Source organism: Arcticibacter sp. (assembly GCF_045629565.1).
GTDB lineage: Bacteria > Bacteroidota > Bacteroidia > Sphingobacteriales > Sphingobacteriaceae > Arcticibacter.
The window spans coordinates 65,481-91,454 of sequence record NZ_JAZQRL010000078.1 but is presented as its reverse complement, the minus strand read 5'-3'; the positions used below and the strand labels follow the sequence as shown (position 1 = coordinate 91,454).

Sequence of the window (25,974 nt, the reverse complement as noted above, 5' to 3'; positions counted from 1 at the left end):
AAAATGAAGTGGTGAGATATGTCACTTCAGAGCTACTTCCAAGGAACAAAAGTGTTTCACCTGCTGACATCATCGAGGTCACGGAACTCATCCTGAACGGTGGCGCTCAAACCATCAAAGAAATACCCGATCAGCTAGTCCTCTAAAGCCGTCAGAACGCTTCTATTAACAAACACCTCTACGAGCCGGTATTTTGACGAATTGCTTTCGTTAGAAACTTCTTCAAATAGTACTGTGCGAGGCCAAAATCCGGGTTTGTTGTCCAATCAATCACATAATGGATTTCTCTGTTTAGAGGGGCCCAGCGGTCGGGTTCACCGTCCATACTGATGACGATACTGGGGGTTTTCATGGCTGATGCTATGTGCGAAACGCCGGTACAGTTTGATACCAGCAGATAGGCATCTCTGATCAGCAGCGCAACAGCCCCCAAACTAGTTTTTCCTGCAGCGACAAGTGGCGTATACTTCATTTTTCGCCTCACATCTTCCACAATCTCCAGCTCGTCCTTCGTACCTGTAAGTACCACATCAAGGCCCTGCTCCGCACAATAATCGGCCATTTCAGCGAAATAGGCGGCAGGCCATTGACGCCACGATCCCCGTGATCCGGGATGAATACACACATAGGTATCCCGCTCGAGATCACCAAGGCCTGCCGCCAGCAGATCATCCTCGTCCTCCGGCGCTAATGGGAATTCCAGATCCGTTCCTTTTGATGGTATTCCAAGATATTCCATCAAAGCAATATGCCGCTCAATCTCCGAACCGAAGTCAGGGTATCGTAGAAATAGCCCATTATCGGGATGATAGTGACCCTCTATATAATAACCGGCCGTATACTTCGCGTTAAAAAGCTCCACCATGGGATTTACCACAGAACCATTACCTTGCATCTGAAAGGCAAGATCGAAGTTGGCAGATTGTACAGCGCTCAGAAAAGAAGTGAAAGCCTGCGGATTAAGCCCTTGTTCAGGCAATCCGGGGTATCCCGGAAAGTGAATAAACTTATCTAAATACCTAGGGAAGCGACCTGGCAGCGAGGCGGCCCAGGGCAAACCTGCAAGGGTGATCTCTGCCTCCGGATAGGCTGACCTCAACGCCCTGATCGCCGGTATGGCACACAGCATGTCCCCCAACTGCAGGGCCCTGAATACAATGATCTTCTTAATATCTTCTGTTGGCTTAAACATATTCATATAAATAATACCCGATATTTCCAGGCGCCATAGAGCTGCCAATAAACCGAAAGAAAAGGGATAAGTGCTGAAGTTGCCAGCATCTCGCTGACGTGTTCTAACGAGCGTGAGGTATTTCGAAGCCGACGGGCGGCAAACTCGCCTACGAGCAGCAGCCAGCATCCAAAGCCGGTGATTAGAAGAAAGGTGCTTCCTGCAAACAGGCCATAAACCCCTGCAATAAAGCAGAATATCATCGCATAATAGTTCCACGGTGCCCGCGAACCTATCCGCGTTTCGTAGAGATCAGGGAACTTCTTATACAATAAAGCGTTGTACATTCCCTTGCGTTGCTCATATATGCTCACGCCCCATTGCGCCGGCCTGACGGGATGGACAACTGTGGCAGCATCCACCTTTCGCAATGGAATAGCCTCCAGGATCACCCGGAACTGAAAATCGCTGTCTTCCCTCCAGGCCTGAGCAAAACGTTCGTCAAAGCCGCCTGTTTTCAACAAAGCGGCCCTGGTGCAGGCACAGTTCGCCGTTATAAACTCCGCTGTTTCCAAATGAGAAGTATTAAGCTCAAAATCTGTAGGAACCTGAGGTAAAGGAACAATTACCTTGCCGCTTAATACCACTTGATCTTCGCCCTGGTATGCAGCAGCGAAGGATGCAAGCCAGTGCGCATCGGGAATACAATCGTCATCAGTAAAGGCTATCAGCCCTCCCTGTGCGTGTTGCCATCCCCTGTTTCTCGCCGCCGCCGGGCCTCTCTTATCCTCCAGGTGATGGAACGAAACATTCAGTCCTGTGCCCTCTTTCCAGCTTTGCACGGCTTGCTGAGTTTTCATATCCGGACCGTCGCTTACTACAATGACTTCATAGCTCATCTTCTCGATAGTCTGATCAGTCAAAGCTTGCAGACACCTCAACAGTAACTCGGTCCGCTTATAGGTCGGAATCACAACAGAGATGTCTGGCTTCATCTTTTCTCAATTAAAAATGATCCGATAATCAGTGCGTCAAACGGCGATGTCCAGAAGCACTCCACAGCATCCCTTGGAGAAGAAACAATCGGTTTTCCTAATGTATTAAAAGAAGTATTTACCAGTATTGGCACGCCGGTCTTCTTTTTAAAGGCCTTCAGAAGCCTATAGTACTCTGGATGTTGCTCCGCATTTACCGTCTGTATCCTTGCAGTACCATCTGTGTGACGAACCGCAGGAATTTTGTCTGCTTTATCTGCCTTAACGTCATAGATGAACAGCATAAATGGAGAGTATTCAGCTCCTTCGAACCACTCTCCCGAGTCTTCTTCCAGCACTACCGGTGCAACCGGACGAAAATCTTCCCGATCCTTAACTTCGTTGAGCCTCGACTGCATAGCCGGACTAATCGGAGAAGCCAGGATGGAACGGCTGCCAAGAGCACGGGGACCAAACTCCATTCTTCCCTGATACCATCCTATGATCTTATCTTGCGCAAGTATCTCCGCCGTTTCTTCAGCGGTATCGATCATCTTCCGGTAGGGCACTTTCGCCCATTTAAGAAAATGTTCAATTTCCGCATCCGTATATCCGGGCCCCCAATACACATGGTCCATAACAAAATCTTTTTTCCGGCTGTTACGCTCTCTCGCATCAACCCATTCGGCAGCGCCCAATGCGGTGCCTGAATCACCGGCCGCAGGCTGCACCCAAACGTTTTTGAAAGGGCTTTTATCCCGGATCCTCGCGTTTAACACACAATTAAGTGCAACGCCTCCCGCCAAACAGAGATTTTCTTCCCTGGTTTCCTGATAGAACCAGTCTGCCAGCTCAAGCACCGTCTCTTCCAATACATGCTGAAGTGAATGCGCTATATTAAAATGATGGGAAGTGAACTCTTCATGTCTTAATCGTGCGGGACCAAACCGCTCCTCCAAACGTTCATCACGGATGATATACTGCCCGCCATCACTTATGCTGATCATTTCCCTGAAGTCCCTGACGAATTCAGGCTTCCCATAAGAGGCAAGTGCCATCACTTTATATTCGTCTGATGAATGCAAGAAACCCAAATAAGTAGTAAGCCGCTCATAAAGGAGGCCGAGGGAATGCGGCATCTTCACCTCACCAATGCGATGTATACCATTGCCGGCACCCACGTTATAGGTTGTAGTCGCAAGCTCTCCCCTGCCGTCGAGGGTCATGACCGCTGCATTTGTAAATGGAGAAGGCAGAAAAGCACTTGCAGCATGCGATATGTGATGCTCCACAAAATGCCACTTAAAGTCGTTTAATGTCGCTCCCTTGAATCTTCGCTGCAAGTGGTGCGGATAACCATCTACCAGCTGGGAGGGGGCATTTAAAACTGACGAAATAAATAATGGATCCCAGGGGCTTAGCCAGTCGGAGTGATATTTTATTGCCGGATTGAAAGGAATTTCAATAGTAGGTTTTTGGGCATATTGCTCGGGAATCAAAATGCTTGGATCAAATGAATAGGCAATGTGGTCCACATCGCTCAAATGAATATCGGCTACTTTCAAACAATAATCAATAGCATGAAAGGGAAGTTCCCAGGTCGAGAATGGCACAGGTCTCTTGCCATGTTTTATATGTGTAAAGCGCTCCTCTTCTGCCGCGGCAAGTAACTGACCATCTTGGATAATGCAAGCCGCGGAGTCGTGAAAAACGGCGTTAATACCTAATACGTACATAGATTTATAAAAGCAAAGCGTTGAATTGATGCATGAATGCACGGAGATAGATAAGGCTTAAAAAAACCGGAGCCTGCTAATGACTAACAGGCCCTGGCCATTTAAAATTAGTCGTGTCCTTCAGTCTTTACAATCTTATTGTAAATTCCCAGCAGAAGAAATGGTGCGGCCCATTGACCTACAAATAATGCGGTATGCTTTCTGTTTAAGCATTTCAGTGTGAGGGATACTCCCATAGAAGCAAGAGCAGCCCACAAAAATACATCTGATGGAATCTTCGCTGTCTGTTCTTCAATTACCCTTGCAATGGGCCCTTCTTTGTGTGTTGGATTTACGTTTTCTAACATGGCATGTTTTATTTAGATGTAAAGAACTAACAGTCTATCAGGGCTTTTGTTGAAATTTAATTTACTTTCCTGTCTCCATATGCGGAGCATCTACAGGCTTCGATTCCGGAGAGCCCTTCTGCCGCAAATAGATGGTGAGTATAACGATAGACGCCACAGATAAAAATTCACTTTGCCAGTTTTGGAAGGTCTCGAACCAGAATGTAGATCCCCCCAGATAGGAAATTATATCTACTCGTCCTTTGCGCTCCAACGCCTGTTCAACATTGAAATCCTGCCAGCTCCCATAAAGATGCAGGAGCCAGCTTCCCAGGAACAACGCAAAAAAAGCCAGAGACAGTGAATTGCTGTAAAGTTTCAAAATCCAGCCTCCTCTGCGCACTGGCCAGGGGGCATTAGCCGACGGCTCTGGCTCTCTGTCTACTTCTTCCTTTCCTTCAAGATGTTTAGATTCTGCAGAACCCTGTTGACGCAAACCTATCGTTAACACAACATACAGCGCCATCTGCAAGAACTCACTCTGAAAGTTCTCGAACGTGGCGGAAATAAAGTGTCCGGATCTCAAATAATCAGATAGTAGGAGCAGCTCCGCCCCTCCATCCTCGAGTTCTTGATTATGCTCCTTCCACCCTGTCCAGGCCTGTGCCAGCCAGGTGAAAACAAAGAGAGACAGGAAGGCTATCGATAAGCCGTTCCTGTACAGGAAAGTAGTCTGTTTCATAGCGGATATCTAAAAGATGTAGTCAGGATTCTCTCGTGAAAATCTTAAGACCGTGACCCCAAGCGGGGGTACCGTTATAGACAAGGAATGTGTAAACCCGTGGACACATACCGGAAATGCTTCAATCTCACCCGGGTTTAATACATCGCTACCTCCGTATTTCAGGTTGTCCGAATTTAATATCTCAGTATAGAACCCCGGTGCGGAAACTCCTACCCTATAATTATGACGCACTGCAGGAGTGAAATTGGCAACAAACAAAAGCTCATCACCAGCTGCTTCACCTTTGCGCATCCAGCTTAGAATGCAATGGTCTGCATCACAACAGTCGATCCAGCGAAAGCCGTCCGGACTAAAATTCAACTCATACATAGCCGGAGCTTTGTACAATTCGTTAAGGTCTTTAAGTAAATGCTGCACCCCGTTGTTCAGCGGATGATAATTTTCATGCCAGTCCAAACTGTAATCGTGCTGCCACTCATGCGCCTGTGCGAACTCGCCTCCCATAAAGATCAGCTTCGCACCCGGATGTCCGTACATGTAAGCATATAATAGTCGAAGGTTAGCCGCTTTCTGCCAGGCATCTCCCGGCATCTTATTGATCAGCGACGCTTTGCCGTGTACTACCTCATCGTGCGACAAGGGCAAGCAGAACTTTTCGGAGAAAGCATATACCAGACTAAAAGTCAGCTGACCGTGGTGATAACGCCGGTAGATAGGATCCTTCTGGAAGTAATTCAAAGAATCGTGCATCCACCCCATCATCCACTTCATGTCGAAGCCAAGTCCTCCATGCTGTACCGGGTGAGTCACCCCCGGCCAGGAGGTCGACTCCTCAGCGATAGTAAGAACGTCGGGGAAAAAACCATGCACCGCCTCGTTAAACTCCTGAAGGAAGCTGATTGCCTCCAGATTCTCTCTTCCCCCATGAATGTTTGGTATCCATTCGCCCTCGTTTCTCGAATAGTCAAGATACAGCATAGACGCCACAGCATCTACGCGCAGCCCGTCAATATGAAACTTGTCAAGCCAGTAAAAGGCATTCGAAATCAAAAATTCCCTCACCTCGTTTCGCTCAAGATTGAATATATTACTTTTCCAATCCGGATGGAAGCCCTTTCTGGGGTCTGCATATTCATACAAATGCGTTCCGTCAAAATAGCCCAGGCCGTGTTCATCCACGGGAAAGTGAGATGGCACCCAGTCGAGGATCACACCGATACCTGCCAGGTGCAACTGATCAACCAGATACATAAAATCTTCCGGTGTGCCAAACCGGCTTGATGGTGCAAAATAGCCGGTCACCTGATATCCCCATGAACCAAAAAAAGGATGTTCCATTACCGGCATAAACTCCACGTGAGTGAAACCCATATAGACACAGTACGTCGGCAGCTGTTCGGCAATCTCCCGGTAGCTGAGAAAACTGCCATCCTCCCCATTCTTTCTCCAGGAGCCTATATGCATCTCATACACGGAGATGGGCTTCTTCAGCGGATTCTCCCGTTGTCTGGACTGCAACCATTCAGAATCACCCCAGGTGTAATTGCAATCCCAGACCACCGAGGCGGTCTGCGGTGGTGTTTCCCAATGGAAGGCGTAGGGGTCTCCTTTCTCTACACGATATCCGTTAGGTCCTTCTATGTAATATTTGAAATACTCCGCATGACCTACACTAGGTATGAACACCTCCCAAATACCAGATCCATCCCATCTGACATTCATAGGATGGCCCTGTTTGTTCCAGGAATTAAAGTTCCCAATTACCGAAACGTATTTAGCGTTAGGTGCCCAAACGGCGAAGTAGGTACCCTCGGTATCCTGAAGGTTCACACAATGCGCTCCTAATTTATTGTACAAATGATAGTGCTTACCTGCCTTGAAAAGAGCTATATCAAAATCGGTAAATAAAGAAAAACCCATGTTCGTAAGATTACCTGACATGTTCATTCTGATTAATTTTAGTTTGATGAGCACGGTAGTTGTTCATAATAGACTTAATTCCGCGCATCGGCACCAGCACCCAGTCTGGCCGGTTATTTAATTCATAATTCAGCTCATAAATAGCTTTCTGCAAAAGAAATGTCTGTAGAAGAATCCCCAGGTCCTCTTTTTCTTTAGGGATAAAGCGGGCGCCTTTTACACGCTCAAGGTAAGCACTCATAAAGAAGCCGCTCATATAATGATACCATTGCTCCGCATAGGGAAGTAGCTTATTAATGTCTTCATCCCTTATAAGATTGTCCAGGAACAGACTTCCATAAGCGGCATAATGAAGTGATTCAATCATACCAGCAACATCTCTGAGCGGTGAGTACTTTAACCGGCGCTCACTGTAGCTTTTTGCAGGCTCTCCTTCGAAGTCAAGAATTATAAAATCCTTGCCTGTGAACAGAACCTGGCCAAGGTGGTAATCGCCGTGTATTCTTATCTTAGTTACGTCAATCTTCCTTCTGTATATCAGCTTAAGAACCGAAAGAATCTCATCCTTCATACCCAGAAGTTCTGAGGCCTCATTCCTGTATTTCTCCGGAAGCTTCTTCAGGTTTTTCTGCAAGCTCTGAAAAGTTACTCTCACCAGCGACTGCAATGACGAGAAAAGCGACCGCTGATAATGCAGCGAGTACTCTTCCGACTTAAAGGCTTCAAGCTTTTCGCCTGAGGCAAGCGCCAGATGCATTTCAGCCGTCCGGATCCCGAGTAAGCGCACGTTATCAGAAACACGTCCGTCCAGCAGCGCTTTTATATCCTCAGGAACATCCTCATATATCGTCGGATTCAACAAGTTGCCTTTTACTTCCTGGGTGATTGTTCCCATGTTCTGGTTAGACAGGATACTGTCATTAAAGTCGTTCAGTCGATCAAGCATATAAGCCCATCCATCACTGTTGCTTTGAACCATCTCCTGCATCATTGCCAGAACCATAGTACCTTTTTTGAACTTCCACTCTAATGAACCCACAAAGGCAGGAATATACTTAAACTTCGCGTGTTTGGTCAGATAATGCGTAACCTCCATGTCGGCATTGATTGCCAGGTCTACCTTACGGTAAAACTTCATAAAGTAACAATTATCGTAGGTCAGTGATGTGTTACTCTGCTCGGCTGATAGCACTCTGGGCTTTATCTTGTCGTGACCCGTCACATACTTCTTCAGATCCCGGCTCCCGTTAAAAGTAAGCTCCCCGTTCTTAAGCGTGACATCCTGATTATTACCCATCCGCCTGATCAACACGTCCTGGAGATCAAAGCCATACAAGGCATCGTACAAGACCGCATCTTCGCCCCCTACCTGAATTGCGGAAATCACAGATTGTGGGCAACTTTCCTGTATCTTGTACGAAAACTGTCCTTTGCCTAAAGTCACTGGCAGCTGATACAGATCAGGCAGACCGTTTTGATAAGACACTTCTATGAGCAAGAAAATCGCTGAGTTATCCGCCAGCGGTACAGTCGCATGGTCAATGATCTCAATCCGCTCAATTCCCCGGCCTTTGCCTCCGAACCAACGCATGCGCATCATGTAGTCAGGCAGCACTTTTGATTCAAGAAACTCCAGATTCTGCGGCTCAGTAAGCTCTTTCCACTTACCTATTTTGAGCATTTCAGATGGCCTGGTATTCGCTAGCTCAACTCGCTCATCCTGTAGAACGAAGCACTGACAAGAATGCGGACTCAGCATAAAAACATAAGGCTGCTCCAGCTTCACCACCGGAAAACGGTTGTGGCTGAAGACCTCCATAGGTACATGTCCCGCATAGTCATCCAGGTCAAGTTCCGCAGACTGGATAAAACGCGACAAGTTTGCCACCACCAATATCTTCTGATCCTCGTAACAGCGTGTAAAAGCCAGTACCTTGGAGTTTTCAGAATGAATAAATTTCATATCGCCCCGGCTCAGCGCTTTATACTTCTTTCGCATACTGATAACACGCTTTGTCCACCATAACAGGGAGGATGTGTTGGTGCGCTGAAGCTCAACATTTACAGATGAATAGTGATATTGCGGATCCAGAATCATCGGCAGATAAAGCTGCTGGGGGTTAGCCGTCGAGAAGCCACCATTCCTGTCTGCGTCCCATTGCATCGGCGTACGCACGCCGTCGCGGTCGCCCAGATAAAAGTTATCGCCCATCCCGATCTCATCGCCATAGTATAACACCGGTGTACCCGGAAGCGTGAATAGCAGTGAATTTAACAATTCGATCTTATTACGGTTATTTTCAAGTAACGGGGCCAGACGATGCCTTATACCCAGATTTATACGTGCCTTCGGATCTTTAACGTACGTTTTATACATGTAATCCCGTTCTTCATCAGTAACCATTTCCAAAGTAAGCTCGTCGTGGTTTCTCAGAAAGATAGCCCATTGACAAGTCTCAGGAATCTCAGGTGTCTGATCAAAGATATCTGTTATCGGATAGCGGTCTTCCATTTGTACTGACATGAACATGCGTGGCATTACAGGGAAGTGATAGTTCATCTGGCATTCATCGCCGTTTCCGAAATAGGATGCCGAATCCTCTGGCCACATATTAGCCTCTGCAAGCAATAGCGTCCCGGGATAACGCTCATCCACATAACTCCGCAGTTTCTTGAGAAATGCATGCGTCTCCGGAAGATTTTCACAATTCGTTCCGTCCCGTTCGAAAAGGTAAGGCACCGCATCAAGCCTGAAACCATCAACCCCCATCTTACACCAGTAATCCATCATCTTAAACACCTCTTCCTGCACCGCGGGATTATCGTAATTAAGATCGGGCTGGTGAAAGAAGAAGCGATGCCAGTAATATTGCTGCGCCACCGGATCCCATGACCAGTTGGATGCCTCAAAGTCCTGAAATATGATTCTGGCGTCTTTGTACTGGGTCGGGTCGTCTGTCCACACATAGTACTCTCTATGAGGAGAACCTTTCGGGGCCTTGCGGGCCCGCTTAAACCAGGGATGCTGGTCAGATGTATGATTGATAACTAATTCGGTTATTACTTTCAGGTTCCTTTTATGCGCCTCTTTCAAAAGTAACCTAAACTCCCTGATTGTGCCATAAGAGGGATTTATGTTATAGTAATCAGCAATATCGTACCCGTCGTCGCGGAGCGGTGAAGGGTAGAATGGCAAGAGCCAAATAGCCGTCACTCCGAGATCCTGGAGGTAGTCGAGCTTCTGCATAAGCCCCTGGAAATCCCCTATACCATCTGAGTTGCCATCGGCAAAAGCTTTAATGTGTAATTCATATATCACTGCATCCTTGTACCAGTGCAGCTTATCATCCAGTTTTGTTGTCTTCTCGGGCATGTCTTAAAGGTTAGATTATGGGTTCGATAGTAAAGATGTGTGCGGGCATTTCATAAGGATCCAGCTGAACATAGTTCCATTCTTCATGCCATACATAAGTGCTGCCGCTCAACAGATCTCTGAGCTTGTATCCTTGCCCTGGTTCTATTTCTAGCTCCCTGAGCGGCAGGCGAACGTGAGCTCCCTGAAGATGACGAACATCCAGGTTCACGACCACTGCAATGCGGTTGTTTGTGTCGGGGTCGTTCTTAACATAACACAGGATCTGGTCACTGGTCGTTTCGGCAAAAACGATGTTCCATGTGGTCTGTAAGGCACTGTTCTGCTGCCGGATCCTGTTAACACGAACAATAATCTCTTTTATACGGGTATATTTATTCCAATCCCAGTTTTTAAGCTCGTACTTCTCATTATGGGTATACTCTTCCTTTCCAGGATGCGGGGTATTGATACCGAACTCATAGACCGGACCGTAGATTCCATAACTGGAAGACAATGTTGCCGCCAGTATAAGACGCATGATATGGGCGTTTTCTCCTCCCGAAGAAAGCGCCGGCGGAAGAATATCTGGAGTATTGGGCCAAAAGTTCGGCCGGAAGTAATAGCGCATGGGCGAGCGCGTAAGCTCGTTCATGTATTCCTCAATCTCTGTTTTCGTGTTTCTCCATGTAAAGTAGGTATATGACTGGTTGAAACCAACTTTGCCCAAACGCTCCATAAGCCTCGGCCGGGTAAATGCTTCTGCAAGAAAGATGATTTCAGGATGTATCCGACGAACCTCCCTGATCATCCACTCCCAAAACGGAAATGCTTTCGTATGCGGATTATCTATCCTGAAAACCGTAATGCCCTTATCAATCCAGTAATCGATAACACTTTTCAGCTCCTGCCACAAATTCTCCCAGTCCTCTGTTTCGAAATTAATAGGTAATATATCTTCATACTTCTTCGGCGGGTTCTCCGCATACTGAACAGAACCGTCAGGCCGCCATTTGAACCATTGAGGGTGTTCCTTAACGTATGGGTGGTCGGGCGCGCATTGATAGGCAATATCCATGGCGATCTCCATGTTCTGGTTTTTCGCTTCCTGAATAAGTCCTCTGAAGTCGTCAAGCGTACCCAACTCCGGATGAATATCCTTATGCCCTCCGGTTCGATTACCAATCGCCCAAGGGGAACCTGGGTCACCCTCTACAGCCGTAAGAGAATTGTTCTTACCTTTGCGGTTCTTCTCGCCGATAGGGTGAATCGGCGGAAAATACAGCACATCAAATCCCATTTTTGCAACTCTCGGAAGCAGGCGTTTCACATCATTAAAAGTTCCGTGTGCACCTTCAGTCGTCGCTGCAGAACGTGGAAACAGCTCGTACCAGGTACTGTATGCTGCCCTCTTTCGCTCTGTTTCAATCTTCAGTTCAGAAGAAATCGTAATGAGTTTTTTGTCTTTATACTGCCGCACTATCTGATATACATCATCTAGCAGGGCAAGCTCAACCGCATCTTCAACATTCGCTGTTTTTTTCAGTGTCCTCACCCAGGAGTTCAGTAGCTTTTTATGATGTGAAGAAGCTTTGGCTGATGCCTGGGCCAGCAGGTCTGCCCCAATGAGCAGCTCAACTTTAAGATCCTGACCGGCATCATACTTTTTTTTCAGCCCCTTCCTCCATGTTTCATAATGATCGACCCAGCCCTGAATAATGCAACGATAATTCCCGACTTTTTCAGTTTTCAGCCGATAGCTCCATCGGTCATTAAATGACGGTTCCATAAAGTACTCCCGCCATTCCGATGTGCCGGGATACTGAATGAGTACACTAGCGTCGATTTCGTCATGCCCGTCACTAAATACATCAGCAGAGATAATCACATATTCACCTTCCGATGATTTTGCCGGGTAACGCCCCTCCTCAACTATCGGAGATATGTTGCTGATCACAACTCTGTTTCTTCCATTCAAATCAATCATGCAATTTGTTGTTTGTTAAATCATTTACAGACAGTCTAATTTTGAGCAACGGAAACGCCCTGAATGAAACCGAATTCCCGCCGGAACAATGGAGAGTTATGTCTTCATTTAGGTGTATGCACTACAACAACGCATTTAAATTTAATGTTTGAAGAGAGGAGGAATTGTTCAGCATGAGGCATTGAGGCAAATCCAAAACCACGGATGGCAAGTTCAATCAATTCTAAATCAACCACTAACACAGAATACTCTTCGATATGGCACAGTTTTAGATACAATCATATTATCTACTACATTAATCTCTACTACTATGAAACAGTTCCTCGTTCCAATTTCAGCTATTGTGTTTGTGGCACTCATATCGCTAAGTGCCTCCGGAAGCCGCGTCCTGCTGAGCCAGGGTCATGTTGCTCAGGACACCATAGACACCATGGTGAATCCCGTTCCAACGCCGGCTCCGCAACCACTTCCCAGTGATTCAACGCCCAGTCCGCACCCGTCACCAACCCCGCTAGATCCAAGACCAGCTGAACCAGCTCCGCAATCCGCTCCACCGGCTCCTCCGCGTAACCCAGCTGATCCGAGGCCTTAAAGCTGTGGTATGAATATATCTAGTCCTAAAATATCCGCGAATGTCCAGCTCACCACCATAAAAAAAGGTCGCCCTTTGGAGGCGACCTTTTTTAACGATCTATTGAAACAATATTAATTGTAACCGGGATTCTGTCCGAACTCCGCTCCGTTGAGCAGAGAATTCAGTTCTTCTTGTCTGATCGGGCGAAGGATATGGAAGTTTTGCACTTGGGTGATATCCGGATTCTTTGCTTTAATATAAGCAGCGAAGGCATCACCATTGGTTCCACTACCCAGCATACGCTTCAGGTCAAACCATCTCATATGTTCGCCAGCCAGCTCCCGCGCTCTTTCATCAAGAATGAATGCTGCATTGATATCCGAAGCTGTCACCAACATTTGAGCGGTCATATCCGTAGGAGTCTTTTGGGCTGCACGAGAACGCAGTACATTGATCATATCTGCTGCCGCACCGTTGTTACCCAACTGCATTTCAGCTTCCGCTGAAATAAGATACATTTCGGCCAGGCGCATCACGATAACATCTTTATACCCCGGCTGCGCATTAGCATCTGTCCGGTCAGGATCCATGAACTTCTTCATGTTTACATAGTTTCTGCCGTTTATGATGGTGCCATTTGCATTATAAATGTCGTTTCTATCATAAATAACATAAGGCTTGCTGGCTTTGCCAGCTATCACATTCTTCGTAGCTACCATTGCGGTATCGCCAACATTGATCTTTGTTCCTACAAGACTCGGATCTTTGCCGTAAGTGGCTACATCTGATACAGTCCATGTATATGCCGTATTAGCAATCCACACTTCCTGGAATGTCGTATTGTAGCGGGCATCCTTTGTTGCATCAAATAAATCTAACAGATGCAAGGAGGACATCAGACGACGGCTGCTTTCATAACCATTTGCTAGATCTCTTACCAGACCGGGCTTGCCATTATACGGCGCCTGAAATACCTGATAGAGACGGTTACCATTATTGTCGTAATTCAATCCAAAATCCGTTGCATTGCTGATGATATAAAGAGCTTCCTTGTTGTTCTTATTATTAGAAGGCTTCCATAGGTCAGCGTAGCTGGACCATAAATCAACTCCAAATTCACCCTTCCTGCTAATCACCTCATTGGCTATATCACGTGCTTTGGCAAAGTATTGCTCACGCTCTGCGCCCTGAGCGTAATATGCTCTGGACAGGTACGCACGAGCTAGGAATCCTAATGCAGACTTCTTGCTGGCTCGGCTGTACTCATTTCCCCAAGCCTGTTGCAGCGGAAGATTCTCTGCTGCGAACTGAAGGTCAGATATAATAAGTTCATAGAACTCTTCTACAGAGCTGCGGGTTGCCGTTAGAGAATTACTAGGATCCGTAGTTTCTACTGTCTTTAACATCACGCCTCCCCATGTTTCAACAACATGCCAGTAATAAAAGGCACGCATGAATCTCAGCTCGGCAAGGCGTTTGTTCTTTTCTGCCTCATTGGTAAAACCGGCCTGATCAATGCGGTTGATCCCGGCATTACATTGATTAATACCTTTCCAGAAGCGGGTCCAGGCTGCTCTGTTCGGATTACCGGTAGAGGGACCTAATCCAGAGTAGTAAGTGAGTTGATTCGCGTAGCTGTCCTTATCTCTGTTGTACCAGAGGTCAGAGCCGGCTTCCGACATAAAAATCCCGTCTTCTTTACCATACCAGGCGCGCTGCTCGGCATAGGCCGAGTTAACAACAGTAACAAACCCTTCAGGAGTTGACCATACCGCTTCAGCCGTAGCTCCGGATGGATTATATTCTTCAAGATCGTTGCAGGAAAATAGTGTTACACTTACCACCCCCGCTATCGCTATATTTCTCAGTTTCATATCTGTCTTATAAATCTAGGTTAATACCAAAAACAAACTGTCTTCCCAAAGGATTGGATTCACTTCCGCCTCTTTCCGGATCATAGTCTTTCACCATGTCACTCTTCGCTATAGTTAACACGTTAGAAGCCGTAGCGTATACACGGAGCTTATTCAGCATTAACCTTTTAGCTACGCTCGCTGGAAACGTATAACCAAGTGTGACGTTTCTTAATTTGAAATAAGACCCATCGATAAATGTAAGACTTTGATATCCTGCATAGTTGCTTAACGTGGATCCCTTTTTCGGACGTGGGAAATCGTTTGTTGGATTTTCAGGTGTCCAGTAGTCGATAATGTCTGGTCCGTTTGCTGTTCCGGCAGGGTTATACCGACCAAGGAACTGTGCGTCCATCATTTGACCATATCTGGCAACAGCAAATACATTCAAATCAAAAGCTTTATAGCTAAACGTGTTTTGTAAACCGGCAACCCATTTTGGTACTGTTGATCCAATGTACTCACGGTCAGCATCAGCTGTAATAACTCCGTCGCCATTCAAATCAGCCAATTTAATATCTCCGGGCTGGAAAGCAACGTTATTGAATTTAAGCTTAGCAGCTTCTTCGGCTTCATCTGTCTGCCAGATACCTAACTTCCGGTAAGTATAGAAGGACTTGATTGGTTTCCCTAATAAAAGTGAATTACGTTCAGGATCCCTTGCATCAATGATATCCTTACCGTCAATTAATTTGGAAATCTCTTCCTTGTTTTTGGAGAAGGTTAATGTTGAAGACCACCGGAAATTGTTGTTCTTGATGTTCTGAGACGTGATGCCTAACTCAATACCCTTATTCATGGTTTCGCCAATATTTTCGTACACATCGGTAACCCCTGATGACAGAGGAAGCGTGCGCAGGAGTAGAATATCAGATGTTACGGTTTTGTAGTAGTCAGCGGTTACTGAAACCCTACCATTCCATAAGCCCATATCCAATCCTATATTTGTCGTTGCTGACTTCTCCCATCCTAAAGTGGTATTTCCTGCGGTTGCAGCGAAGGTATATATCGGCGCGCCGACATTTCCAAAGCTCATCCGGGTACTTGGATCTACCACACTCTGCGTTCCGTAGGGTTCGATCGAGTAATTCCCCGAAACACCATAGCTGGCGCGCAATTTCAGGTTAGTGATTGCACGAACATCTTTCAGAAATGCTTCGTCACTCACGTTCCAGCCCAGGGCCAAAGAAGGGAAAAAGTCCCATTGATTGCCTTTGGTCAATCGGGAAGATCCGTCATAACGACCTGAGGCTGCCAACAGATATTTTCCTTTATAACTGTAGTTCAGCCTACCTGCATAGGCCATGTTCTTACTCCCTGTAAATGGAGAACGGATGTTCCTTACAGCCGATGTTGATGTGGAGTTAAGACCGTAAAACAACTGAGACGCTAATAGTTGTCCAACACCGTCTGCGTAAGTGTATTCCGAATCATCCTGGATATAACTGGTTATTCCTGTCACAGTGAATGAGTGATCGTCTACTTCCTTCGCATAAGTTAGGATATTATCCCAGTTTAAGTACCGGTTTAACCCGGTTTGAGATGACGCAAAAGATGTCCTGATATCTGCGCGTTGCAGGGATTGGGCGTCATTATAAATCCCTATCCGGGATGAAGTAATATTGGTTCCCAGATTCGTACGAAAGGAAAGACCTTTGATAGGTGTCAACTCCAAAAATCCATTAACCATCGTATTCATCCGCAAGGTATTGTTGCGCGCGATATGCTCGTTTTTCTCATCTGCCAACGGGCTTATACGTGTTCTGTCCGAGGCGATAGGGAAGGTAACAACGTTTCCATTCTCATCAAATGGCACACCCAGCGGACTAGTGGTCAACGCACGACCCATGGGGTCCACACGGCTATTCTGTTTTGAATAGGTGGCCTGCGTTAAAAATCCAGCTTTCGCCCAGTTGTTGATCTTTTGATCAATGTTAAACCTGCCGCTATAACGAATATAGTTGTCATTTCTTAGCATTCCGTCTTCCTGAAAGATACCGCCGGAAGCAAACACTTTCGTTTTATCCGTACCTCCGTTAAGAGAAAGCGCATGGCTCTGCTGGTTACCCGTTTGCATGAGTAAATCTGTCCAGTTTACCCATTGACCTGCCTGAACAGCATCCCACTCGCCGTTTTGCTCAGAGAAGATAAATGCATCGTCAGCCGGACTATTCCACTCTCCTGTGGTTCTATAAGCTTCTCTCCGAAGGTTGATATAATCGTCCTGAGTTCTTGCATTGGGGTACATATAGTTATTTACACCGTAATAGCCATCGTATGCAACTTTAGTTTTACCCTCAACTCCTTTTTTGGTAGTCACAATAATAACACCATTTGCTCCCTGCGCTCCATAAATCGCGGTCGAAGAGGCATCTTTTAACACTTCGATCGACTCAATATCGTTAGGGTTCAGATCTGAAATGTTACCTCCCTGATATCCGTCTATAATGGTTAACGGGTTATTTTGAGCACCATTAATGGTTCTGGTACCGCGAATAACGATATTGGTACCACCACCTGCTGCTCCGGAACTCCTGGTAATATCAGCACCGGCGATTTTTCCCTGAATGGCTTCAGCGGCATTATGCGTAGGAACCCGGGTGATATCTTCAGACTTGACAGAAGCTACAGATCCCGTCAGATCTCGTTTCTTTATCGTTCCGTAACCAATTACTACCACCTCATCAAGAACCGAATCATCGCTGTCAAGCGTAATTGTCACGTTCTTTTGTCCGCTGTTTACAACAACTTCTTTGGTCTTAAAACCAACATATTTCACTACGAGAGTTACAGATGCCCCATCCGTAACGTTCAATGTGAATTTACCATCTATATCTGTCGAAGCGCCCTGAGTGGTACCCTTAATGAGTACAGAGGCGCCTGGCAATGGCTCACCATCAGCGGCAATAACAGTCCCCGTCACAGGTGCAGCGGATAAAGACATAAATTCGGTAGAAATAAACGGATGATCAACTGCACGTGCCTGAATCACCCCGGCAAGCATCAGCACAACGATCATCTTCCATGTCCTGAAGACGTTCCGGAAAGTAAACCTCCCGGATGCTACACTTTCGAATAAATAAATCATAATAATGGTTAATATAGTATAACAAAATCCCTGTACCCCTCAATGCAGTTAGATCTTTCTAATAACTAAAATGGCCAAATGCTATTTAATGGAATTAAGGCTCTATAATAGAGCAAAGATACAACGCTCTTAAGAATTACGATTATAGGATCTATTCATAAGTATGTATCATTTTAGCTAAAAAAGAAAAGGCAGATGGAAGACTCCACCTGCCACGGATGCTGAAATTACTTGTGATTCAGTACTTCGACGCTCATTTTGTCAAAGATTATCTCCCTGGAGGCGTCCAAACGGATTTCAGGATCCTTTGACTGAACACTTACATTCTTAATGAGAATATTTTCCGCATCATGGATAGTGATTAACTTATCTGACTTCACCGATATATTTTCCAGCGTCACATTACTAAGCGGCGATTCAGGAATGCTGTTAATTTTAATAAACTGAGAAGACCTTTCAACGATGATATCCTTTATGGAAATATTGCGGAACGCTGGTGTAAGCTCATTCACTTCCCTCAAAGGGAACCGGCTGGCCAGCTCTCCCATATGCATGGCGCTTCCGAGCATGTCCCAATTAAAAGCGGTATGTTCCAGGTTCATTCTGATTCGTTCATAAAATATATTCTCACCGCCTCCCCCACGATTTCTGCGTGTTTTGAAACGGATACCAACTCCCGTCTCGTCAAATACACAGTCGTGAACATATAAGTTCCGTATCATACCGGCCGTCTCACTGCCGCAGGTAATTCCCCCATGCCCCTTTTGAGCCAGACTATAGCGTATGACCACATTTTCCGTAGGCTTGTTCACACGGAGACCGTCTTTACTTCTGCCGGCCTTTATAGTAAAACAGTCGTCACCCGAAGCAAGCGTACAGTATTCTATCAGCACATTTCTCGACGACTCTACGTCAATCCCATCCCCTCTCGGGATACCAACTGAATTTACCGTAACTCCACGAATGATCACCCCGTCACAGTAGACAGGCACAATATTCCAGAACGCGGTATTTTCAAGAGAGATTCCTTCGATAAACACATCTTTACAGTTTATAGGAGAGATAAACATCGGAAGAAAAATAAATTCGCCGTTATATCCTTCGTATACACGTTCGGATACTGGCTTATCCCAAGGAACTACATTTTCGATTACATCAACTTCCATTACCTGCTTTCGCACGGAGCCTTCTCCCGGGCCTACTAATTTACCACTTCCTGTAACTGCGATATTCGTCTGACCATTTGCGTAGATACATGCACCTAACGACATCAGCTCAATCCCTTCATTACGCGTGTAAACAGCAGGTCGGTAATCTTCGATCTCCGAACTGAAATGCAGCTCTGCTCCTTGCTCCAGATGAAGGTTTACATTACTCTTCAACGATATGCGTCCTGTCTTCCAGATTCCTTTCGGAACCACTGCGACACCTCCGCCCTGTTTATTAAGTTTATCAATGGCAGACTGAATTGCTTTGGTAGACATCTTATTACGCTTCGCACCCGTACTGGTAATTTTTAATGTGCGCGAAGGGAAGACCGGTCTCTTGAATTGCTGCATAGGAAACGGCGCTGTTACAGGCGCGATATCGTGAGGCATATTTAAAGCGCCGACCTGCGATTTATAAGGTATTGATGTTAGTCGTTCCGGAATTGCTTGAGCGAATACCAAACAGCTGAATGCCATTTGAAGAGCTATAAAAATGTAACGTTTCATTTAAAATAAGTGTGTTGGTTCGCTGCAAAAGTACCCATTCAATGGAACTTTCCTCAAAATCATTTGATACATGGGCCAACTTTAGGGTTTGGGGGAAAAACAAACCACCATGATAAAGATGCTCTTCATACACTACTTTCGCACAAAAAGGGATGTAAAACAAAAGAGCCGCACAAATACCGTGCGGCTCTTTTATAAAGCATTTGTACAAGATTACTTAATTTGAATTTGCCTTGCAACAGGCTTCGCTTGTTCCTTTTTTGCTACGCGTATAGATAGAACGCCTTGCGTATATTCTGCCTCAATCGCCGAGTTGTCTGCACTTTCTGGCAGCGCAAATGCACGGGAAAATGAATGATAGCTGAATTCACGCTTACTGTAGCGCTTGCCGTCATTTTTATCCTCTGAGGCATGATCCACAGCGACGGTAAGTATATTCTTGTCAAGCTCAATTTTAAAATCTTCTTTCTTCAGCCCCGGAGCGGCAAGATCAATATGGTATTGGTTTTTATTCTCACTGATGTTCACCGCAGGGACCTTAGACACTACCCCAGCTGTCAGCGAATCATTGAAAACTGGTTCAAACAGTCCATGAAAAGCTTGTGACAAATGGGGTCTCTTTGTTTGATTAAATGTTATTAGTGACATTTTCTTTTCCTCCTTGTGTTTACGTCTTACTTGTTGACAAAGCACGTTTCAAAATAAATGCCAGTCGTAGAAAGCTGGTGAGCATGTGCCGCAAACCAGAACCCTTACTGTCATATCTTCAGTTAACCGAATAAAAAAATGCCAATATGGCAACTAATAGGCCTTTTCCTCTTTTTTAAAGGTATTAATAATGGTCAGGAGTACTAGCTTTACGTCTAAAGAGAGTCGCCAGCTTTCCATATACATCAGATCATACTCAACACGTTTTCGCATTAACTCCGGATCTTCCGTTTCTCCCCGAAATCCATTTACCTGGGCGAGGCCACTGATTCCAGGCTTAAGAAATTGGCGAACCATGTACTGATCTATAATGGCGCTATACTGTTCTGTATGCTTAAGCATATGCGGACGGGGACCTATGACACTCATATTTCCGATTAAAACATTAAAGAACTGGGGAAGCTCATCAATACTGGTCCGTCTCATAAATTTCCCGATCGGGGTGATACGATCGTCGTTCCTGGTCGCCTGTCTTTCATGACTATCATCGTTCACCCGCATACTCCTGAATTTATAGCAATAGAATGGCTCATTATTCCTTCCGCTCCTTAATTGTTTAAAGAACACCGGACCCCTGCTCTGAACCTTTATGATAACCGCTAGTATAGGTACCAGCCAGCTTAACAGAAAACAGACAACCAGGCTACTGAAGACCAGATCAAAAACGCGCTTCTTGAACCGGTTCTGTATGCTTTCAAGCGGCTCGTGCCGTAAGCTAATGACAGTAAACTGCCCCATATGTTCTGTGCTGTAAGGCATAGACAAATCTCCAACAAGATCAGGTACAATATTTAAACGCACACAAGCCCGCTCCGCCTCTTCGTCAAGCGCTTGTCCGTACTTAAGGTTCTCGTAATTCAGAATAACATATATATCGTTTATGCCTTTGTTGGAGCATTCGCTAAAAATCCTCGATACTTCAGGAACAAGACGCCCTGTCTTAGAATCAAACAGGTCTGTATCACTATTAAACTTAAACCCCCTGAAGTGATAGTTCTGGTTCATCTCAAGATTGGAAGCCAGCCTTAAACCCATGCTGTTCTGGGGAATTATCAAGACAGGACGCCTGACGTTGAGATAACGAAACAACCCCAATTCAATGAAGGCTGCAGCGATCCGGCTGATAAAAAACATCAGTCCCAGGCTTAGGTAATACGTAATAATAAAATTATCGGAAACAACAGGCTTAAGCCCTGAGAAGAACAAGTAAAAGCCCATCAGGATAATGTGTCCGAAGTAAGCTTTTCCACATGATTTGAATACCGCACGAAGCGTTCCGAGCCTGTCTCGCCGATACATTCCGAAGAAACTCGACAAAGAAAGCCATACCAGGTTGTTGACAAGCACGATATTCCGGGCAGACGATTGAAACGTAGAGGCTTCCATCCCGAAGACCAGATACCACGCGAGAAAAAAAGCAAGATTGATAACCAGAAGATCTGTTATAATCAGGAGATAATGAAAAAGATACGAATAGCGAGTTTTCATTTAGTACTAAAGACCGAAAAAAAAGAAAAACAGCTTTTCCTACACCAAATATATCAATGTTAAGTTGAATTTGGACAAAATCGAGCCACTGTAAGCTGAGCTGCCCTGTTCCCTTTTTCCCGGTCTTTTGGCGTACCTGGGTAAGAATATGCTTCCAGTGGTTAGCAGGGCGGCTTTTCGCGATATTTGGGGGATAACGGGAACCCATTACCCCGCCCAAATATTTATTCAAAAATTACCGCTAATATCAGCAGCCGGATCAGATATTGCTCAATAGAACTTCTGTATCCCGCAAGCGAGCAAAATACTCCTTCTGCTCCTTCCTTAGCTGGTCAATGAGCCGGCCCTCAGGAAGAACCACGTCATCGTACGTGATCACCTGATCTTTCGGTATATCTTTTTTGAGGACGCACCCTTCGGCAACTCCCAGGGGCAAGAGGTCCCTGGCTTCGGTTATGTCTGCATTCTCGCATAAACCATAAGTCATATAATGTCCAATGCCGTCTATCACATCACCAGCCTTGAGGTCGGTCTTGGCAGTGGCTACCACCTCAACGCAAGGAGCCCCTAATGGTGATAATGCGGCATCGTGGAACAAGACCGCACGAGCAACCGTCAGCGGCACTTCAAAATGGCACAAATGATATGGAGTATAAAACAGGTAAAGCGGTCCTTCCCCCAATTTATAAAGATTGAGATAATGTTGTTGAGCCGGGTGGTCATGGGTCCCCAACACAAAAACGCCGGGGCCTGGTTCTGCCCCTACCACATAATCCACAATCCCTGGCCCTTCCAGCAGATCTTCAAGAGGGTAAGCGCTGAGCACCTCCTTTAAGGGCGTTCCCGAAGGTAAGCTCGGACCGTGCATGCCTCTCTTAGCGACGCGCATACCTGTTCCGTTCGCTACAATAGCTTGCTCAAATGAGATCTTACTTCCATCGGCAAAGGAAGCAACCATAGCTGGCTTTTGCCCCCACTTCCTTGCAAAGCCCTCCTGCGTCGTTGGGTTTCTATAGGGGTCATGAAGTCCTTTGATATTTCCACACAAAACCGGCTTCACGCCAATCGACTTAACAAAGCGGTAAAGATTCATCTCCACTCCAGGTTGGTCGCCGTCAACGTTTGTAAAAACAACACCTTCCTGATCTGCATATACTTTAAGGATCGGGCCCACTGTCCCGTCCACCTCAGCATCCATAAGAATAATGTGCTTTTTATTCCTGATCGCTCTTAAAGCAACTTTAGCACCGAACTCCACAGCTCCGGTCACTTCTATCACGGCGTCTATGCCTTCTGCTTCACAGATCAACATAGCGTCGTCCGTAATGCTGACCACGGAGTTCCGGATATTTGCTTCAAGCTCTTCCTTCGTCGATACGGTATCTATATCCGATATTCCTGCCTCCACATAAGCTCTTCTGGCGTTATCCACAGTTCTGTTCGCTATAGCTACAAGTACCATCCCCGGAACATATTGAGAGATCTGGAGAGCTATCCCTCTGCCCATAAATCCTGCACCTACCATACCGACCCTTACCGGCCTATTTTCCTCCTGGCGCTTCGCCAGGGCTTTATCTACTATTATCATAAACTTATTTTTGAAAATGAAGAAAAGATCTGATTTCTTTTACTACATGTTTTCCAAAGGAATATCTGAGAAAGGCCATGGCATGGTTTAACCGAAGATAAACGTCCATGTCTCTCCTTGATGATCTCTTTAGGGTGAGCAGGTTATTCATACAATAATGAAAGAGTGTATCCGGCGCGAAGTTTTCCTCCCAGATACGTCTGGCCAATTTCGCTTTCGCTTCCCATGAAACCTCTTCTTCTTCCAATATCCTGGGAATCTCATCTACGCTGCTTTCTGGTATGAATACCGAAAAATCTGACCAGGGTAGACCCGGAGGACTTACCCACTCATCTGAGATGATAACAGGAACCCGCCCCGCCTGCATCGTTTCAAAAAGCCTGATGGAAGAAGGCCCAAAACCTCTGGGACAAAGAACAAACTTACTATCGGAAAGCAAATTCGCATATTGCATCTTAGATGAAATCGGGTGGCTCCCGAAAGACTCGCCTTTACTGTCATCCAGATACCCTCTGGGATGAGTCAGTTTCATAATTTTCTTCCTTATTCCAGAGCTTAGGCTCCCCATAAAAGAGAAAAGATATTTCGGTTCTCTGTCGTCATCACAGCGAATAAACGAATTGGTAGTTTCAATGTAAGGCGTTGCTGCAATCAAATTGCTGTTATAAAGCCTTTGCGGTATACATGCGTACAGACCTTTAAGAACAAACCATGGCCTGTCGTGCGGATTGTACATAAAAACTTTGTTTGGATACTTCTTAACGAGATAATTATTTTTCAGCGCCCTGAAAGAAGAATCAAAATGGTATCTCGAATTTTCAACAAACAAAATAATATCCGCGCTTTCCGGACTATCAACTAATGTATGCCTTTTGATCTTATCAAGTTTCGCAATCTTAAGGAAGGAGGATATCGGTTCGGGATCGTTATAAGCGGATGTGATAAATGCTTTAACGGCCGGATATTGACGAATGTGTGCATCGTAGCTCATTGGTGGCGATTATGTTTTAAACAACTCCGGCACCGGCATTCCCTCAGGATGCCAGCACGGAGTCAAATAATGAATGGCTCAGGTCCTTTTCAGACACGACCACAGGCTCTACCGGCCATACAATGCCGAAAGCCGGATCGTCAAACCTGTACCCTCTTTCAGAACCAGCTGTATAAAACTGAGTAACCTGATAGGTCACGTCTGTATGGTCCATCAAGGTGATGAACCCGTGAGCGAAGCCTTCCGGAACATAGAGCATCCGGTAGCTGTCAGCAGTAAGTTCTACACCGATCCATTGCTTGAAAGTCTCAGACTCTTCACGCATATCAATTATGACATCGTAAATAGCGCCCCTGGTACAACGTACCAACTTAGTTTCCTCATAAGGGGCTAGCTGCATGTGCATGCCCCGCAAAGTGCCTTTGGTGCGGTTATAGCTCACATTCGCCTGTACCGCAGATGTATTGAGCCCATACTGTTTGAACTCATTCTGGCAATAGGACCGACCAAAAAAACCGCGCTCATCTTCCAGTCTTTTGACATCTATAATATATGCGCCTTTCAGCTTTGTTTCTGTAAAAATCATTTCTTCTATTTTACTATCTCTAAGGTCGGTTGTATGCTAACGCCTGGATTGCGTTTATGATTCCATTCAAGTTCTGCATTTATATACTGCCGCTCCTGCAAGCTGGTCAACAGCTTCAGTCTCATCAGCAGTGAATTCCGAAACTCAACGTTGGAAAACTTCATGGCGACAAGACTTTCATACAACTCTGCTATCGCTTGCTTCAGCGTATATACCGGCTGATGATCAGGAGCAAGTTGTCTGAACAACTCGAAGTCAACCCTATAAGACCGTTTATCGGGCGCAGCCTCAGTATTTAAGTGAACAGTGGTTCCCGGGATTACGGAGACTACTGCTTCTGCAAGATCTTTAACCTGGTAGTTCCATTCATTTGACCCTGCATTGACAGAAATAAAATCACCACCGTTGGTAGAATTGCGTGAAACGCCCCATTCTATAGCCCTTGCCATATCTTTAACATGAATCAATGGCCGCCATGGACTTCCATCACTTAGAATGCTAATTTGTCCGGATACTACAGCTGCGGCAACAAAGTCATTTAATACCAGATCGAGACGCAGACGATCACTCATTCCGCAGGCTGTTGCGAATCGGAGACAGGTAATATTAAATTGATCATCCGCCAGATGTTCAAGATCAAGCTCAGTAAAAACCTTTGACTTTGCATATGCAGTTAACGGATTCAATGCTGAATTTTCCCTTTTCGCCTGATCCCCCGCAGCACCATAAACACTGCAGCTTGAAGCAAAAATAAAAGAACGTACTCCTGCCGCTTTAGCCATCTTGGCGATGGCCACTGATGAATGGTAGTTTACATCCAGTGTAATCTGCTCGTACTTGCTACCCATGGGGTCGTTGGAAATGGCTGCCAGGTGTATTACTGCCGTCACGCCTTCCAGAACTTCAGCAGACAGGCTTCTCACATCGCCAAATATCTGAACATCCAGATTGTGCTCCGGAAGAACAGCTGCATTTGTCAGGGAAGAAGCAAAATAGGCCATGTCGTAACCAACGAGCGTGGCGTCAGGGAAGGTTTTACGTAAGTGGCTTACAACGCCTGGCCCTACGTATCCCATGTTACCGGTAATTAAAATTTTCATATTGAGCGATTG

General features: G+C 45.8%; 18 protein-coding genes. 1 reads left to right on the top strand and 17 read right to left on the bottom strand.

All coding sequences use genetic code 11. From position 1 onward, the window contains the following. Positions 1–178: 178 nt before the first annotated feature. The 8 genes from ACKI5J_RS10045 to ACKI5J_RS10010 all read right to left on the bottom strand — a co-directional run bounded on the left by ACKI5J_RS10045 (position 179) and on the right by ACKI5J_RS10010 (position 12,211). Positions 179–1,192, bottom strand: coding sequence for a glycosyltransferase family 9 protein (locus ACKI5J_RS10045; RefSeq protein WP_407429062.1), 1,014 nt, complete (start codon positions 1,190–1,192; stop codon positions 179–181). 2 nt (positions 1,193–1,194) lie between these two features. Beyond that, complete coding sequence (locus tag ACKI5J_RS10040; protein ID WP_407429060.1) at positions 1,195–2,166, bottom strand: glycosyltransferase family 2 protein; 972 nt, start codon at positions 2,164–2,166, stop codon at positions 1,195–1,197. Further along, positions 2,163–3,881 carry a carbamoyltransferase gene (locus ACKI5J_RS10035; RefSeq protein WP_407429059.1) on the bottom strand — a complete coding sequence of 573 codons (1,719 nt, stop codon included), beginning with the start codon at positions 3,879–3,881 and terminating at the stop codon, positions 2,163–2,165. Before ACKI5J_RS10035 ends, ACKI5J_RS10040 begins: the two co-directional genes overlap by 4 nt. A 107-nt stretch (positions 3,882–3,988) precedes the next feature. After that, the gene (locus ACKI5J_RS10030) at positions 3,989–4,228 is read right to left on the bottom strand and encodes a hypothetical protein (RefSeq protein ID WP_407429057.1); all 240 of its coding nucleotides are present in this window, start codon (positions 4,226–4,228) and stop codon (positions 3,989–3,991) included. A gap of 61 nt (positions 4,229–4,289) precedes the next feature. Then, complete coding sequence (locus ACKI5J_RS10025; RefSeq protein WP_407429055.1) at positions 4,290–4,949, bottom strand: DUF6766 family protein; 660 nt, start codon at positions 4,947–4,949, stop codon at positions 4,290–4,292. Positions 4,950–4,958: 9 nt separating this feature from the next. After that, on the bottom strand, positions 4,959–6,893 hold the full coding sequence (gene glgB, locus ACKI5J_RS10020) for a 1,4-alpha-glucan branching protein GlgB (protein WP_407429053.1): 1,935 nt from the start codon (positions 6,891–6,893) through the stop codon (positions 4,959–4,961). Then, the gene (treS, locus tag ACKI5J_RS10015; protein ID WP_407429051.1) at positions 6,883–10,245 is read right to left on the bottom strand and encodes a maltose alpha-D-glucosyltransferase; all 3,363 of its coding nucleotides are present in this window, start codon (positions 10,243–10,245) and stop codon (positions 6,883–6,885) included. The genes glgB and treS overlap by 11 nt, the downstream gene beginning before the upstream one ends. Before the next feature lie 10 nt (positions 10,246–10,255). Further along, complete coding sequence (locus ACKI5J_RS10010) at positions 10,256–12,211, bottom strand: alpha-1,4-glucan--maltose-1-phosphate maltosyltransferase (protein WP_407429049.1); 1,956 nt, start codon at positions 12,209–12,211, stop codon at positions 10,256–10,258. Between the two features lie 310 nt (positions 12,212–12,521). Between ACKI5J_RS10010 and ACKI5J_RS10005 the strand changes: the two genes are divergently transcribed. Beyond that, entirely contained in the window at positions 12,522–12,803 is a 282-nt protein-coding gene (locus tag ACKI5J_RS10005) for a hypothetical protein (RefSeq protein WP_407429047.1), read from the top strand. Positions 12,804–12,916: 113 nt separating this feature from the next. On the opposite strand, the gene ACKI5J_RS10000 is transcribed toward ACKI5J_RS10005, so the two are convergent. The 9 genes from ACKI5J_RS10000 to ACKI5J_RS09960 form a co-directional block, all read right to left on the bottom strand. Further along, positions 12,917–14,659: a RagB/SusD family nutrient uptake outer membrane protein gene (locus tag ACKI5J_RS10000; RefSeq protein WP_407429045.1), complete on the bottom strand. Its 1,743-nt coding sequence runs from the start codon at positions 14,657–14,659 to the stop codon at positions 12,917–12,919. Positions 14,660–14,666: 7 nt separating this feature from the next. Continuing rightward, positions 14,667–17,786, bottom strand: coding sequence for a SusC/RagA family TonB-linked outer membrane protein (locus tag ACKI5J_RS09995; RefSeq protein ID WP_407429043.1), 3,120 nt, complete (start codon positions 17,784–17,786; stop codon positions 14,667–14,669). A 227-nt stretch (positions 17,787–18,013) separates the two neighbouring features. Then, positions 18,014–19,501, bottom strand: a complete 1,488-nt coding sequence (locus tag ACKI5J_RS09990; RefSeq protein ID WP_407429041.1) for a glycoside hydrolase family 28 protein — start codon at positions 19,499–19,501, stop codon at positions 18,014–18,016. Positions 19,502–19,714: 213 nt separating this feature from the next. Next, positions 19,715–20,149, bottom strand: a complete 435-nt coding sequence (locus ACKI5J_RS09985; protein ID WP_407429039.1) for an Hsp20/alpha crystallin family protein — start codon at positions 20,147–20,149, stop codon at positions 19,715–19,717. 153 nt (positions 20,150–20,302) lie between these two features. Beyond that, the gene (locus ACKI5J_RS09980; RefSeq protein ID WP_407429037.1) at positions 20,303–21,697 is read right to left on the bottom strand and encodes an exopolysaccharide biosynthesis polyprenyl glycosylphosphotransferase; all 1,395 of its coding nucleotides are present in this window, start codon (positions 21,695–21,697) and stop codon (positions 20,303–20,305) included. A 259-nt stretch (positions 21,698–21,956) separates the two neighbouring features. Then, positions 21,957–23,285 (bottom strand): NAD(P)H-dependent oxidoreductase, encoded by a 1,329-nt coding sequence (locus ACKI5J_RS09975; RefSeq protein WP_407429035.1) that lies wholly within the window; start codon positions 23,283–23,285, stop codon positions 21,957–21,959. Positions 23,286–23,289: 4 nt separating this feature from the next. Then, positions 23,290–24,276, bottom strand: coding sequence for an exostosin family protein (locus ACKI5J_RS09970; RefSeq protein ID WP_407429033.1), 987 nt, complete (start codon positions 24,274–24,276; stop codon positions 23,290–23,292). A 43-nt stretch (positions 24,277–24,319) separates the two neighbouring features. Beyond that, complete coding sequence (gene rfbC / locus ACKI5J_RS09965; RefSeq protein ID WP_407429031.1) at positions 24,320–24,862, bottom strand: dTDP-4-dehydrorhamnose 3,5-epimerase; 543 nt, start codon at positions 24,860–24,862, stop codon at positions 24,320–24,322. Between the two features lie 5 nt (positions 24,863–24,867). Next, positions 24,868–25,962 (bottom strand): NAD-dependent epimerase/dehydratase family protein, encoded by a 1,095-nt coding sequence (locus ACKI5J_RS09960; protein ID WP_407429029.1) that lies wholly within the window; start codon positions 25,960–25,962, stop codon positions 24,868–24,870. Between the last annotated feature and the right edge of the window lie 12 nt (positions 25,963–25,974).

Excerpts from the sequence above, each read along its gene's own strand:
- ACKI5J_RS09970 (WP_407429033.1), bottom strand. The coding sequence starts at position 24,276 with ATGAGCTACGATGCACACATTCGTCAATATCCGGCCGTTAAAGCATTT.
- ACKI5J_RS10045 (WP_407429062.1), bottom strand. The coding sequence starts at position 1,192 with ATGTTTAAGCCAACAGAAGATATTAAGAAGATCATTGTATTCAGGGCC.
- ACKI5J_RS10030 (WP_407429057.1), bottom strand. The coding sequence starts at position 4,228 with ATGTTAGAAAACGTAAATCCAACACACAAAGAAGGGCCCATTGCAAGG.
- ACKI5J_RS09985 (WP_407429039.1), bottom strand. The coding sequence starts at position 20,149 with ATGTCACTAATAACATTTAATCAAACAAAGAGACCCCATTTGTCACAA.
- ACKI5J_RS09980 (WP_407429037.1), bottom strand. The coding sequence starts at position 21,697 with ATGAAAACTCGCTATTCGTATCTTTTTCATTATCTCCTGATTATAACA.
- ACKI5J_RS10025 (WP_407429055.1), bottom strand. The coding sequence starts at position 4,949 with ATGAAACAGACTACTTTCCTGTACAGGAACGGCTTATCGATAGCCTTC.
- ACKI5J_RS10035 (WP_407429059.1), bottom strand. The coding sequence starts at position 3,881 with ATGTACGTATTAGGTATTAACGCCGTTTTTCACGACTCCGCGGCTTGC.
- ACKI5J_RS09975 (WP_407429035.1), bottom strand. The coding sequence starts at position 23,285 with ATGATAATAGTAGATAAAGCCCTGGCGAAGCGCCAGGAGGAAAATAGG.
- ACKI5J_RS09995 (WP_407429043.1), bottom strand. The coding sequence starts at position 17,786 with ATGATTTATTTATTCGAAAGTGTAGCATCCGGGAGGTTTACTTTCCGG.
- ACKI5J_RS09960 (WP_407429029.1), bottom strand. The coding sequence starts at position 25,962 with ATGAAAATTTTAATTACCGGTAACATGGGATACGTAGGGCCAGGCGTT.
- ACKI5J_RS09990 (WP_407429041.1), bottom strand. The coding sequence starts at position 19,501 with ATGAAACGTTACATTTTTATAGCTCTTCAAATGGCATTCAGCTGTTTG.
- ACKI5J_RS10040 (WP_407429060.1), bottom strand. The coding sequence starts at position 2,166 with ATGAAGCCAGACATCTCTGTTGTGATTCCGACCTATAAGCGGACCGAG.
- ACKI5J_RS10010 (WP_407429049.1), bottom strand. The coding sequence starts at position 12,211 with ATGATTGATTTGAATGGAAGAAACAGAGTTGTGATCAGCAACATATCT.
- rfbC (WP_407429031.1), bottom strand. The coding sequence starts at position 24,862 with ATGATTTTTACAGAAACAAAGCTGAAAGGCGCATATATTATAGATGTC.
- treS (WP_407429051.1), bottom strand. The coding sequence starts at position 10,245 with ATGCCCGAGAAGACAACAAAACTGGATGATAAGCTGCACTGGTACAAG.
- glgB (WP_407429053.1), bottom strand. The coding sequence starts at position 6,893 with ATGTCAGGTAATCTTACGAACATGGGTTTTTCTTTATTTACCGATTTT.
- ACKI5J_RS10000 (WP_407429045.1), bottom strand. The coding sequence starts at position 14,659 with ATGAAACTGAGAAATATAGCGATAGCGGGGGTGGTAAGTGTAACACTA.
- ACKI5J_RS10005 (WP_407429047.1), top strand. The coding sequence starts at position 12,522 with ATGAAACAGTTCCTCGTTCCAATTTCAGCTATTGTGTTTGTGGCACTC.